The sequence below is a fragment of the Streptomyces corchorusii genome, assembly GCF_001514055.1.
Lineage (GTDB): Bacteria > Actinomycetota > Actinomycetes > Streptomycetales > Streptomycetaceae > Streptomyces > Streptomyces olivaceoviridis.
Genome location: NZ_KQ948356.1, coordinates 459,158 through 471,768, shown reverse-complemented (window position 1 = coordinate 471,768; position 12,611 = coordinate 459,158). Strand labels below are relative to the sequence as shown.

At 70.3% G+C, this 12,611-nt stretch carries 12 protein-coding genes and 1 pseudogene; 7 read left to right on the top strand and 6 right to left on the bottom strand.

The annotated features are described in order from the left end of the window. The 4 genes from AQJ11_RS17665 (at position 1) to AQJ11_RS17650 (ending at position 3,325) form a co-directional block, all read left to right on the top strand. Positions 1 to 492 carry a low molecular weight protein-tyrosine-phosphatase gene (locus AQJ11_RS17665; protein WP_014673734.1) on the top strand — a complete coding sequence of 164 codons (492 nt, stop codon included), beginning with the start codon at positions 1 to 3 and terminating at the stop codon, positions 490 to 492. After that, positions 489 to 1,637 carry a cystathionine gamma-lyase gene (locus AQJ11_RS17660; protein WP_059263679.1) on the top strand — a complete coding sequence of 383 codons (1,149 nt, stop codon included), beginning with the start codon at positions 489 to 491 and terminating at the stop codon, positions 1,635 to 1,637. The genes AQJ11_RS17665 and AQJ11_RS17660 overlap by 4 nt, the downstream gene beginning before the upstream one ends. A gap of 212 nt (positions 1,638 to 1,849) precedes the next feature. Next, positions 1,850 to 2,755 (top strand): LysR family transcriptional regulator, encoded by a 906-nt coding sequence (locus AQJ11_RS17655; protein WP_058081146.1) that lies wholly within the window; start codon positions 1,850 to 1,852, stop codon positions 2,753 to 2,755. Between the two features lie 87 nt (positions 2,756 to 2,842). Continuing rightward, a complete protein-coding gene (locus tag AQJ11_RS17650; RefSeq protein ID WP_041665361.1) occupies positions 2,843 to 3,325 on the top strand; it encodes an NUDIX hydrolase in 483 nt (160 codons plus the stop codon). Between the two features lie 6 nt (positions 3,326 to 3,331). Here AQJ11_RS17650 and AQJ11_RS17645 read toward each other — a convergent pair whose 3' ends face one another. Together AQJ11_RS17645 and AQJ11_RS17640 are read right to left on the bottom strand one after the other, a co-directional pair. Next, positions 3,332 to 4,612 (bottom strand): globin domain-containing protein, encoded by a 1,281-nt coding sequence (locus AQJ11_RS17645; RefSeq protein ID WP_208616540.1) that lies wholly within the window; start codon positions 4,610 to 4,612, stop codon positions 3,332 to 3,334. Between the two features lie 167 nt (positions 4,613 to 4,779). After that, positions 4,780 to 5,412: pseudogene (locus tag AQJ11_RS17640) on the bottom strand (HAD family hydrolase). Positions 5,413 to 5,561: 149 nt separating this feature from the next. On the opposite strand from AQJ11_RS17640, the gene AQJ11_RS17635 reads away from it, so the two are divergent. Beyond that, the gene (locus AQJ11_RS17635) at positions 5,562 to 6,428 is read left to right on the top strand and encodes a GNAT family N-acetyltransferase (RefSeq protein ID WP_059263678.1); all 867 of its coding nucleotides are present in this window, start codon (positions 5,562 to 5,564) and stop codon (positions 6,426 to 6,428) included. 78 nt (positions 6,429 to 6,506) lie between these two features. Here the strand turns inward: AQJ11_RS17635 and AQJ11_RS17630 are convergent, their stop codons facing one another. Both AQJ11_RS17630 and AQJ11_RS17625 read right to left on the bottom strand, forming a co-directional pair. Next, positions 6,507 to 6,926 (bottom strand): GlcG/HbpS family heme-binding protein, encoded by a 420-nt coding sequence (locus AQJ11_RS17630; protein WP_059263677.1) that lies wholly within the window; start codon positions 6,924 to 6,926, stop codon positions 6,507 to 6,509. 98 nt (positions 6,927 to 7,024) lie between these two features. Continuing rightward, positions 7,025 to 8,233 (bottom strand): MFS transporter, encoded by a 1,209-nt coding sequence (locus AQJ11_RS17625; RefSeq protein ID WP_059263676.1) that lies wholly within the window; start codon positions 8,231 to 8,233, stop codon positions 7,025 to 7,027. Positions 8,234 to 8,377: 144 nt separating this feature from the next. Here AQJ11_RS17625 and AQJ11_RS17620 point away from each other — a divergent pair, with 144 nt between their 5' ends. Next, a complete protein-coding gene (locus tag AQJ11_RS17620; protein WP_014673743.1) occupies positions 8,378 to 8,836 on the top strand; it encodes a MarR family winged helix-turn-helix transcriptional regulator in 459 nt (152 codons plus the stop codon). Positions 8,837 to 8,845: 9 nt separating this feature from the next. Further along, on the top strand, positions 8,846 to 9,298 hold the full coding sequence (locus tag AQJ11_RS17615) for a GNAT family N-acetyltransferase (RefSeq protein ID WP_014673744.1): 453 nt from the start codon (positions 8,846 to 8,848) through the stop codon (positions 9,296 to 9,298). 66 nt (positions 9,299 to 9,364) lie between these two features. Here the strand turns inward: AQJ11_RS17615 and AQJ11_RS17610 are convergent, their stop codons facing one another. Together AQJ11_RS17610 and dnaB are read right to left on the bottom strand one after the other, a co-directional pair. Then, a complete protein-coding gene (locus AQJ11_RS17610; protein ID WP_059263675.1) occupies positions 9,365 to 10,750 on the bottom strand; it encodes a serine hydrolase domain-containing protein in 1,386 nt (461 codons plus the stop codon). A gap of 106 nt (positions 10,751 to 10,856) precedes the next feature. Then, positions 10,857 to 12,335, bottom strand: a complete 1,479-nt coding sequence (gene dnaB / locus AQJ11_RS17605; protein WP_014673746.1) for a replicative DNA helicase — start codon at positions 12,333 to 12,335, stop codon at positions 10,857 to 10,859. Between the last annotated feature and the right edge of the window lie 276 nt (positions 12,336 to 12,611).

The following is a 12,611-nucleotide window of genomic DNA, read 5'->3' as shown; positions in this document are numbered from 1 at the left end:
ATGACCTACCGCGTCTGTTTCGTGTGCACCGGCAACATCTGCCGCTCCCCGATGGCCGAATCCGTCTTCCGCGCGCGCGTGGCGGAGGCCGGACTGGAGGACCTGGTGGCGGTGGACAGCGCCGGCACCGGCGGCTGGCACGAGGGGGAGCCCGCCGACCCGCGTACCGTCTCGGTGCTGGAGGAGCACGGTTACGACAGCGAGCACGTCGCCCGCCAGTTCCTGCCGTCGTGGTTCGCCCGCCTCGACCTCGTGATAGCCCTCGACACCGGCCATCTCAAGGCCCTGCGCCGCCTCGCGCCGACCGAGGAGGACGCGCGCAAGATACGCCTGCTGCGCTCCTACGACCCCGCCGCCGGTGACGACCTCGACGTGCCGGACCCGTACTACGGGGGCCGGGACGGTTTCGAGGAGTGCCTTGAGATGGTGGAGGCGGCGAGCACCGGTCTGCTCGCCGCCGTACGGGACGAGCTGGAAGGACGGGCCGCATGAGCGACGCCACGAAGAACGAGGGCCGCGTCGGCGACGGCACGCGCGCGGTACGTGCGGGACTGCCGGAGCCGGCCAAGAACGAGCCGACCCTGCCCGGACCGGTGTTCGCGGCCCACTTCCACCTGCCCGGCGAGGTCTCGGGACCGTATGCGTACGGCCGTGACGACAACCCGACCTGGACACTGCTGGAGCGGGCCGTCAGCGAGCTGGAGGCACCCGGGCGGGAGGACACCGAGACGCTGGTCTTCGCCTCCGGCATGGCGGCGATCTCCGCCGTGCTGTTCTCCCAGCTGCGCGCCGGGGACGCGGTCGTGCTGCCGTCCGACGGCTATCAGGTGCTGCCGATGGTCGGCGCCCAGCTGGAGGCGTACGGCATCGAGGTGCGCACCGCGCCGACCGGCGGGGACGCCCAGCTGGAGGTGCTCGACGGGGCGCGGCTGCTGTGGATCGAGTCGCCGTCCAACCCCGGGCTCGACGTCTGCGACATCCGGCGCCTGGCCGAGGCGGCCCACGCGCGGGGCGCCCTGGTGGCCGTCGACAACACCCTCGCCACCCCGCTCGGCCAGCGCCCGCTGGAACTGGGCGCCGACTTCTCCGTGGCCAGCGGCACCAAGCAGCTCACCGGCCATGGCGATGTCCTGCTGGGATACGTCACCGGCCGCGACGCCGAGGCGATGGCCGCCGTGCGCCGCTGGCGCAAGATCGTCGGCGCGATCTCCGGTCCCATGGAGGCCTGGCTCGCGCACCGGTCCATCGCCACGCTCCAGCTGCGCGTCGACCGGCAGAACGCCACGGCCCTCGCCGTCGCGGAGGCGCTGCGGCAGCGGCCCGAGGTCTCGGGCCTGCGCTACCCGGGCCTGTCCGACGACCCCTCGCACAAGATCGCCGCGCAGCAGATGCGCCGCTACGGCTCCGTCGTCTCCTTCACCCTGCCCACGCGCACGCGTGCCGAGCGTTTCCTGGCTGCCCTGCGGCTGGTGGAGGACGCGACGAGTTTCGGCGGGGTGCGGTCCACCGCCGAACGCCGCCGTCGCTGGGGCGGGGACGCCGTCCCGGAGGGTTTCATCCGCATGTCCGTCGGCGCGGAGGACCCCGAGGATCTGGTGGCCGACGTGCTGCGCGCCCTGGACGAGTCCGCCGAGTAGCGTCCGCGTCTTCCGCCGCCGTCGTCAGGACGGTCCGAGCCTCCCCCCTCGTGGCTCGGACCGCCTGCGGCTTTCCTGGGAAAGACCGTGCGAACCAGGCTAGTTGACTCTGCGTCAGTGTCCAATCACGCTAACGACAGAGACCTATCGACTTATTTATAGTTGGTGCCTGCCTGGGGGCCGGAGGGGGCAACGACACGGGAGGGCGTGCCATGGATCTGGCCTTGCTGCGGACCTTCGTCGCCGTGCACCGAGCCGGTTCCTTCACCCGCGCCGCCGCTCTGCTCGGCCTCTCCCAGCCCGCTGTCACCTCGCAGATCCGGACGTTGGAGCGCCAGCTCGGCAGACCGCTGTTCCTCCGTCAGGCGCGTGGAGTGACCCCGACGACCGTCGGCGACGAACTCGCGCACAGGGCCGCACCGCATCTCGACGCCCTGGTGGAGATAGTGGAGAGCGGCCTGGACGACGAGTCCTTGTCACGGACGCTGCACCTGGCCGGGCCTCCGGAGTTCACCGCCGAACGTGCTCTGCCGGCGCTCAGCGAGCTGACCGGTGACGACGGCCGGAGCTTCGCGCTACGGGCCTCCTTCGGGACGACCGAGGAGGTGCTGGAGGGGCTGGCCTGCGGCCTTCATGATCTGGCCATCAGCACGGCGTGGCCGCGCGGGGCCCTGCTCACCGCCACTCCGCTCTGCGACGAGGAGCATGTGCTGGTCGCCGCCCCGCGCTGGACGGAGCGGATCGGCTCGGACGCCCTGCGGCTGAAGGGCGCCCCGGCCCTGAAGCACCTGCCGCTCGTCGAGGTCCACGAGTCGCTGCCGTTCGTCTCGCGCTACTGGGCCTCCGTCTTCGACTCCCGCCCGGCCACCACGGGCACGGTCGTCGTCCCGGATCTGCGTGCCGTGCTCTCCTGCGTCATCGCCGGGGCCGGACTGGCGGTACTGCCCCGCTACCTGTGTGCCCCGGCACTGGAGGACGGCACGATCGTCACCCTGCACGATCCGGTGGTCCCGCCCCTGCGTACGTACTTCCTGGTGGTGCGGACCGGCACGCTCGCCCTGCCCCATATCGGCCGGGCCCATGAGTGGCTCCAGCGTGCCGCCACGGCCTGGGGCTGACCCCGTCCGCCCGGGATGCACGCACTGCGGTCATGTCGTGGCACTTTGCGATGTTTCACGTGGAACCAGCCGGGCCACATTTCTCCCATGACCGTCCGACCCGTGGTCAAGCGCACCGCCCGTGCCGTTCTCCTGGACGGTGACGACCTGATCCTGATCAAGCGCACCAAGCCCGGTGTCGATCCCTACTGGGTCACCCCCGGTGGAGGAGTCGAACCCGGGGACTCCACCGTCGTGGACGCCCTGCACCGTGAGGTGGAGGAGGAACTCGGCGCCAAGATCACCGACGTGGTGCCGTGTTTCGTGGACACGGTGGAGCACATCGGTGAGGACGGCGGCGCGACCGGCGTGAAGGTGCAGCACTTCTTCGTCTGCCGGCTGGAGTCCATGGACCCCTCCCTGCGTCACGGCCCCGAAGTGGACGAGCCGGCCGGTGAATACGAGATCGTCCGCATCCCGTTCACCCGCGTCGGCATCGCTTCCGTCCATCTCGTCCCGCTGTCCCTGCGCCACTACCTGGACGGGAACATCGAAGGGGTACGGGCCATGCACGCCCCTGACCTCGGCTAGGCGCGGTCAGCCCGCGCCGACGAGCCGTTCCTCCACCGCGTCGTGCCGTATGCGGCCGACCGGGATGCCGATGTCCCGGAGGATGCCGATGCCGCTGCGGATCATTCCGGGCGGACCCGAGAGATAGGCGTCGTACTCGGCCCACGGACCATAGGCGCGGATGGCTTCGGGGAACCGGAGATGCGTCCGCTGGTCGATGACGGGCCGGACCGACAGCCAGGGGTGACGCTGCTGGAGCCTGAGCATGGTGTCGATGTCGTACAGGTCGTGATCGGTGCGCGCCCCGTAGAACACCTCGACCGGGCGGCGTTCGCCGCGGCCGGCGATGTCCTCCACCAGGGCCTTGATGGGCGCTATGCCGGTGCCGCCGCCCAGGCAGAGCAGTCCGCTGTCGGTGGTGTGGTCGACGGTCATCGAACCGGTCGGCGGTCCGAGGCGTATGACGTCTCCGGGCCGGGCACGGTGGACCAGCGCCTTGGAGACCCAGCCGGCCGGGACGGCCTTCACATGGAACGTCAGCAGTCCGTCCGAGCGGGGCGCGGAGGCGAAGGAGTAGGGCCGCCACACCCGGGGCCACCAGGGTGTCTCCACGCTCGCGTACTGGCCGGCGAGGAAGGGATAGGGCTGGTCGGGGCGGACGGTGAGGATCGCGACGTCCGGGGTCCGCAGATCATGCGTGACGATCTGCGCCTGCCACCAGGCCGGGGCACGCAGTTCGTCGGCCGCCGCCGCGTCGATCATGACCTGGGACATCGTCGTGTAGGCCCGCACCCAGGCGGCCTCCGTCTCCGGGTTCCAGACGGTGGCGGCGTACTTGCTCAACGCGCCGATGAGGCATTCGCCCACGGCCGGGTAGTGCTCGGCCCGCGTCCCATACTTGCGGTGTCCGCGGCCCAGGTTCCGCAGGTAGTCGACGAGGACCGGGGTGTTGTCCAGGTGCTCGGCCGCCGTGAGCAGTGCCTTCAGCAGGCGGTCCCGCTGGGTGTCCATCGCGGCCGGGAACAGGGACCGCAGTTCGGGGTGGCGGACGAAGAGGAGAGCGTAGAAGTAGGAGGTGGCCCTGTCGGCGTCGGGGCCGATCTCGGTCATCGTGCGGCGGATGAGAAGGGCGTCCGGCGAGCCCTCCTCAGCAACGGGGGCCGACCGCCGCACGGGCACACGCAGCGACTCCTCGGACGCGCCCTGATCACCGTTCGGGAGCGGCTCCGATGCTCCCTGGCGCGGCATGAACCAGCCGCCCCCGCCCGACACGGCGTTCTCCCCCGGCGGGGTGGTCGGAGCATCCATGGTGTGCCCTCGCCTCGAACATCTTGCGGTCGTGCGCACCCTCCTCCCAGAAGGCGCACTCCATCCCGGACGTGAACCGGAGTCGACCCTACCGGTCGTCGGCACGCACACAAGTCCCTCCTCGTTCCGCCGAGAGGACAGGACGGGCGAGCGGCGACGTCGCTCAACTACCGGGCAGGCCCGACCAGTTCATAGGCATCCCACAGATCCCGTCCCGTGTACGAATGGGTCGCCAGTCCGGCCAGGTGCGCATCGGCGTTGACGGCCACGGAAACCGGTACGGCAGCAAACAACTCCCTGTCCGACGACGAGTCGCCGTACGCCACGCAGTCGGCTCGCGCCACCCCGAACTCCGCGCAGAGCCGGTTCGCGATGGTCACCTTGGCCGCTGCGTTGAGCGCCCCGGAGGGATCGACAGGCTCGGTGAACGGCACGGCCGGGAAACGCGACCCGTGCGCCGCGTGGGCACCCCAGTCGAGGAGGCGTTCCACGAAGAAGGAGGGCGAGAGAGACACCACCGCGCAGTACTCGCCCGCGCTTCTGATCTCCGTCCAGACCTCACGGATTCAGGTCAGCCAGGGAGCCGCCTCGAACGCGGCCCGCACATGTTCCTCGGTCAGGTCCGCCCAGAGGTCGTACACCAGGGCCGCGTACTGCGGCGGACCGATCCGGCCCTCCGCGATCGCACGGTCCAGTGCCACCGTCTCTGCCTCCAGGCCCAACTGGCGCGAAATCTCCACTGGAGCGGTCGTTCCGTGCAGCAAGGTGCCATCGAGATCGAAGAGATGAAGTCTCGCCATGGCCCGAGGCTAGTAGGCCGCCGATGTTTCACGTGAAACACGCAGAGCTGTCCACGGGCTGAGCGCAGGGCCACGGGATGGCCAAAAGCACGTGCGTCCGTCTCGAAACGGGTGGACGGCGGGGGTGCCGGTCGGACAGCCTGACCTGCGTGCCAACTCCTTCCCTCACCGCTCTGCCCATTCGCCGCCTGACGCTACGCGATCTCACCGCCTGCGCCGACCTGTCCGAAGACCGGGGGTGGCCACGCGAGGAACACAAGTGGGGCTTCCTGCTCACAGCCGGGAAGGGCTTCGGTATCGACGACCCCGAGGGCGGCCTCGTCGCCGCGTGCGTGGTCACGGAGTACGGCGCGTGGGGGCGGCCGGATCTCGGCGCCATCGGCATGGTTCTGGTGGCCGAACGTCACGCCCGCCGGGGCGTCGGACGCCGCCTGATGCGGCACGTCGTGTCCAGCATGGGGACGACTCCCCTGACTCTGCACGCCACGCCGTACGGCCGTCCCTTGTACGAGGAACTGGGCTTCAAGGTGACGGGCCGGGCGGAGATGCTGACGGGCCGCTTCACCCCCGGCGGCCGGGATGAAGGGGTCGCCACGCGTGCCGCCACCGCAGAGGATCTCCCGGCGATCCTGCGCCTCGACGAGGAAGTGTTCGGCACCGATCGCACCTCTCTCATCACCCGCCTGCCCGCCTTCGCCGATCAACTCCGGGTGGCCGAGGAGGACGGCCGCCTCATCGGTTACACCGCCGCGTGGCCCAACATGGACACCCATGTCGTCGGTCCGCTGATCGCCCGGGACACGGAGACCGCCAAGGCACTGGTGGCCTCGCTGGCGGCCCACACGGACCGTCCGCTGCGGACCGACATCGACGTGCGCCATGAAGAGCTGCTGACCTGGGCGAAGGAGCGTGGTCTGGCCTCCGTGGCCGTCAACTCGGTGATGACCTGTGGCATCACGGAACTGCCGGGGGACTGGACCCGGCGGTTCGCACCGCTGACGGTCGCCGCGGGCTGAGTCCTCGTACGACGCGCACCGGCCCCGCCGCTCGGAGCGGCGGGGCCGGTGTCATGTGGTCCGGGCTGTTGTTGTGGCTCAGACGAGCGCCTGCACGGCCGCGGTGGCGAAGCCGTGGTCCTGGTCCGGAGCACCGCCGCCGACACCGATCGCGCCGACCAGCCGGCCGTCGCGGTGGACCGGGACACCGCCCGCGATGAACAGCAGGGGCCGGTCGAGCGCCGTGGGCAGGGTGTGGAAGAGGCCGCCGGGCTGGACGGCGTCGACGAGGTCGGCGGTGGGCGCGTTCAGCTGGAGAGCCGTGTAGGCCTTGCGGGTGCTGGTCTCGCCGGAGATCAGCACGGCGCGGTCGTCCCGGCGGAAGGCGAGCAGGTGGCCGCCGGCGTCCAGGACGGTGACACTGACGGCGACTCCGGCGTCCTCGGCCGCCCGGCGGGCGGTGGCGACCAGCAGCTCGGCGTCCTCGATGGTGAGCGGGGCGACGGCGGTGGTGGTCATGGAGATGTCTCCTCAGGTGGTGCTGTGGTGGGTGCTTGCCGTACCGGGAGGGCCCCGGTACGGAGGTCTGTGGGTGTGAGGCGTCCGAGGGCGGGCGCTCAGTGGTGGACGGGCGTCCGCTGCTCCGCCGGTGCGCCGGAAGCGGTCACGGTCCCGTGGGCGCCGTCACGGCGCTCCAGGGCCGCCGAGAGGAAGGCGAGGACCAGCGCGGCGGCGGCGAGCGCGGCGCCGACCCAGTTGGGGGACGTGTAACCGAAGCCGGCCGCGATCACGAGGCCGCCGAGCCAGGCGGACAGGGCGTTGCCCAGGTTGAAGGCGCCGATGTTGACGGCCGAGGCGAGCGTCGGAGCGCCGTGCGCCTGGTCGAGGACGCGCTTCTGCAACGGCGGCACGGTGGCGAAGCCGAGGGCGCCGATCAGGGCGATGGTCACCGCCGCCGCGATCTTGTTGTGGGCGGTGAGTGTGAAGAGCGCCAGTACGACGGCGAGGGCCCCCAGGGAGACGTACAGCATCGGCATCAGGGCACGGTCGGCGAACTTGCCGCCGATGAGGTTGCCGGCCACCATGCCGAGGCCGAACAGGACCAGCAGCCAGGTGACCGATCCGTCGGCGAAGCCGGCGATGTGGGTCATCATCGGGGCGATGTAGGTGATGGCCGCGAAGACACCACCGAAGCCGAGGACGGTCATCGCCATGGCCAGCAGGACCTGGGCGTTCTTGAAGGCGGCCAGCTCGTGGCGCAGGTGTACGCCCTCGGGCCGCGGCAGCTCGGGAACGAGCTTGGCGATACCGGCGAGGCCGACGACACCGAGGGCTGCGACGATGCCGAAGGTGACGCGCCAGCCGGCGCTCTGCCCGATGAACGTGCCCAGCGGGACGCCGATGACGTTGGCGATGGTCAGACCGGTGAACATCATTGCGATGGCGCCGGCCTTCTTGTGGGGCGCGACCAGCTCGGCGGCGACGACCGAGCCGATGCCGAAGAAGGCACCGTGGGCGAGCGAGGCGACCACTCGTCCGATCAGCATGACCGCGAAGACCGGGGCGACGGCCGAGAGCAGGTTGCCGGCGATGAACAGGCCCATGAGCAGCATCAGCATCCGCTTGCGCGGGACCTTGGTGCCGAGCACGGTCATCAGCGGGGCGCCGATGACCACGCCGAGCGCGTACCCGGTCACGAGCAGGCCCGCCGTGGGGATGGAGACCCCGAAGTCACTCGCGACCTCGGGCAGCAAGCCCATGATCACGAACTCGGTCGTACCGATTCCGAAGGCCCCGATCGCGAGGGCCAGAAGCGCGAGAGGCATGAGGGGGGACACCTTCCCAGACGATTGCAGGAGCGCTTTGCGTTCGCCCACAATAGTTGCAGACGCGGGATAAATGCAAGCGACGTCTATTGCGGCGGTGCTCTACTCTTGTGAGGAGCCACTCCGGGACGGAGGAAAACGCCAATGACAGCGACGGACCCCGCGCTCACCGCCCTCGCACAGGGCTGGTGCGCCCTTTCTGCGCTGCACGGACGGATCGAGGCGCACATCGAGCGCGCTCTACAGGCCAAGCACGACCTGAGCGTCCGCGAGTACTCACTGCTGGACGTCCTCAGCAGACAGCACGAAGGCGAGGGCGGGCATCTCCAGATGAAGCAGGTCGCCGACGCGGTCGTGCTCAGCCAGAGCGCCACCACCCGTCTGGTGACCCGGCTGGAGGACCGCGGACTGCTGGAGCGCTACCTGTGCCCCACCGACCGGCGCGGCATCTACACCAACGTCACCCCGGCGGGCCTGCGGCTGCTGGAGGAGGCACGGCCCACCAATGACGCCGCCCTGCGCGAGGCCCTGGACAGCGCCGCTCAAAGCCCCGAACTGGCACCGCTGGTGCGAGTGGTGGAGTCCCTGAACGTGCCCGCGTAGGGTGCGCCCATGGACGATCTTGAGATACGTGCCGCGACCGCCGACGACCTCCCGGCGATCGTGGCGATGCTCGCCGACGACCCACTCGGGGCCCAGCGCGAGTCACCCGGCGATCTCACGCCGTATCGGAACGCACTGGAACGTCTTGCCGCCGACCCCAACCAGCACGTGGTGGTCGCCGTGCGCGAAGGCCGTGTGATCGGGACTCTCCAGCTGACGATCATCCCCGGGCTTTCGCACAAAGGGGCCACTCGTGCACTCATCGAGGCCGTACGCATCCACGCCGACGAGCGGGGCAGCGGGCTGGGCGGCCGGCTGATCGAGTGGGCGATCGACACGTCCCGGCGACTCGACTGCCAGATGGTGCAGCTCACGTCCGACAAGACGCGGACCGATGCTCACCGCTTCTACGAGAGGCTGGGCTTCACCGCCTCACACGAGGGCTTCAAGCTGCGCCTTTGACGGCGGCCCGAAGAACAGGGCGGGGGGTGTGTTCCACGTGAAACACACCCCCTGCGCATATCCGGGCTAGCCGATGCCCCGCCATCCCTCCGGATCCACGCCACCGGGCACCGGGGCCTCGGGGTCGTACGGCTGCCGGGTGAACACGAATGAGCCGAGATCCAGATGGCTCACCGACCCGTCCGGGCGCCGTTCGGGCCGCAGCAGCTCACCGGCGTAGTACCCCTCCAGCCCCGTCCAGGTGCCGTCGCCGTTCGCGCGGAAGCGGGCTTTCCGTCCGCCACCCGCCAGTGGCGCCAGCGCGAGCAGGCCGTCGGCGGTCGCACGCAGGCCGAAGGCGTGGGTGCCCCAGTACCACTGCCCCACGAGCCCCAGCACGGCCGGGTCGACCTCCCTCAGCGGTCGCCAGGGTTCAGGGATGCGCGGCTCCGCCTCCGCGACGATCCGGACGAGGTCCGCTCCTACGGCACCCAGCAGCGGACCGCTGGTGCAGTTGGCGAGCACCACCGCGGCCACGTCGTCCTCCACGCTGATCGTGAGGTTCGCCAGGAACCCCGGCAGGGAACCGGAGTGCCCGACGAGCAGCCGGCCGTCACGGCACTGGATCTGCATGCCCAGGCCGTACGTGTCCCCGTCCACCACATCCGCGGCCTCGGCGGGCGCCGCCGGAGTGCGCATCTCCCGAACGGATTCCGCACTCAGGACCCGCTCGTCTCCGCGGGCCAGAAACGCGGCGAACCGCGCCAGGTCCCCGGTGGTCGACCAGAGCTGGCCGGCCGGAGCCATCCGGCCCAGGTCCTCCGTCGGCTCGGGAAGCATCGCGTCGGCCCATGGATGCACCGCCCATCCGCCCGCGTGCGGGTGCTCCGGCTGCGTGCTCGTCCGGTGCAGGCCCAGCGGCTCCAGGATCTCCGCGCGCAGCACCTCCTCCCAGGGCGCGCCGCGCAGTTCCTCCACCAAGGCACCGAGAACCGTGTAGCCGGGGTTGGAGTAGTGGTGCCGTCGGCCGACGGGATGCAGGAGGGGCTGTTCCCCGAGCACATCGCTCAGCGCGGGCCGCAGGGAGCCAGGCGTGCGCTCCCACCAGGGCGCGGGCGATTCGGCCGCCAACCCGGCGGTGTGCGCGAGCAGTTCCGCGATCGTCGACTCCCCCGCGCCGGTGCCCGGCAGGTGCTTCTCCAGCGGGTCACCGAGATCGAGGACGCCCCCGTCCCGCAGCCGCATCACCAGTACGGCGGTGAAGGTCTTGGTGATGGATCCGATCCGGTACTGCACGGTCTCGTCCGGTCCGTGCCCGTCCACCGAGGTCCGCGCCCCGTGCCACACGGCCTGCCCGTCCCGTACCACGGCGGCGACCAGTGACGGCGCCCGTCCTTCGGCCTGCGCGACGGCGATGCGGTGGAGCAAGGCCCGGCGGGTGGCGGGGAGCAGCGCTTCCTGAGTTCTCGTCATGGGCCCAGTCCACCTGGTGCGGCGGCGGGCGTCGAATGCATTTGCCGCGCGCCCCCGGCCGGGCCCGCCGGCGCCCCCGCCTACAACCGCGGATGTGCCCGGTGGATCAGGTCTGGGCCATGTCCACGAACCGCGAGTAGTGGCCCTGGAAGGCGACCGTGATGGTCGCCGTCGGACCGTTTCGGTGCTTGGCGACGATCAGGTCCGCCTCGCCCGCGCGCGGGGACTCCTTCTCGTACGCGTCCTCACGGTGCAGCAGGATGACCATGTCGGCGTCCTGCTCGATGGAGCCGGACTCACGCAGGTCGGACACCATCGGCTTCTTGTCGGTGCGCTGCTCGGGACCACGGTTGAGCTGCGAGAGCGCGATGACCGGGATCTCCAGCTCCTTCGCGAGCAGCTTGAGGTTACGGGACATGTCCGAGACCTCCTGCTGACGGCTCTCGGCGCGCTTGGAACCACCGGACTGCATCAGCTGGAGGTAGTCGATGACGACCAGCTTCAGGTCGTTGCGCTGCTTCAGGCGCCGGCACTTGGCGCGGATCTCCATCATCGACAGGTTCGGGGAGTCGTCGATGTACAGCGGCGCGGCCGACACGTCCGGCATGCGGCGGGCGAGCCGCGTCCAGTCCTCGTCGGTCATCGTGCCGGACCGCATGTGGTGCAGGGCGACCCGGGCCTCGGCGGACAGCAGGCGCATCGCGATCTCGTTGCGGCCCATTTCGAGGGAGAAGATGACGCTCGGAAGGTTGTGCTTGATGGAGGCGGCCCGCGCGAAGTCCAGGGCGAGGGTCGACTTACCCATGGCGGGACGGGCCGCGATGACGATCATCTGGCCCGGGTGGAGGCCGTTGGTCAGCGAGTCGAAGTCCGTGAAGCCTGTGGGCACACCTGTCATCTCGCCGCTGCGCGAGCCGATCGCCTCGATCTCGTCGAGGGCGCCTTCCATGATGTCGCCGAGCGGGAGGTAGTCCTCGCTGGTGCGTTGCTCGGTGACGGCGTAGATCTCGGCCTGGGCGCGGTTGACGATCTCGTCCACGTCTCCGTCGGCCGCGTATCCCATCTGCGTGATGCGCGTACCGGCCTCGACCAGGCGGCGCAGGACGGCCCGCTCGTGGACGATCTCCGCGTAGTACTCGGCGTTGGCCGCCGTCGGAACGGTCTGGACGAGGCTGTGCAGGTACGCGGCGCCGCCGACCTTGTTGATCTCACCACGCTTGGTGAGTTCGGCGGCGATGGTGATCGGGTCGGCCGGCTCGCCCTTGGCGTAGACGTCCAGAATGGCCTGGTAGATCGTCTCGTGCGCGGGCTTGTAGAAGTCGTGGCCCTTGAGGATCTCGACGACATCGGCGATGGCGTCCTTGGACAGCAGCATGCCGCCCAGCACGGACTGCTCGGCGTCCAGATCCTGCGGCGGCACCCGCTCGAAGGACGAACCCCCGCCGTCCCAGGCGCCGTTCTCCCGGCCCCGGTCGTGCTGCTCGTCACGACCCCGGCCGACGTCACCGCGCCGACGGGAGGCCGGCAGACGATCACTGGGCCCGCTGTCGGCCCATGGATCGTCCAAGGGCTCGGAAATGCTCACCGAGCCACCTCCTCCCGTGCGCACGGCGGACCTCGCCGTGTCCTCTTTTGTACGGCACGACACTGACAAACAAGACGCCCAACTCCGGTTCTCGCGCGTCGGGTTTGTGACGGTTCCCCGGCCCGAAGAAGGACGCCTTCGGGGCCCGGCGAGGGAGCGGGCGCCGGACCACCGTAGGCCCGTCGGCACCGTCAGCCAATCTGGTTATCCACAGGGCATGTGGACGACGGCCCCGATGCTGTGGAGAACTCGCCGAAACCTGTGCACGACCCGGTG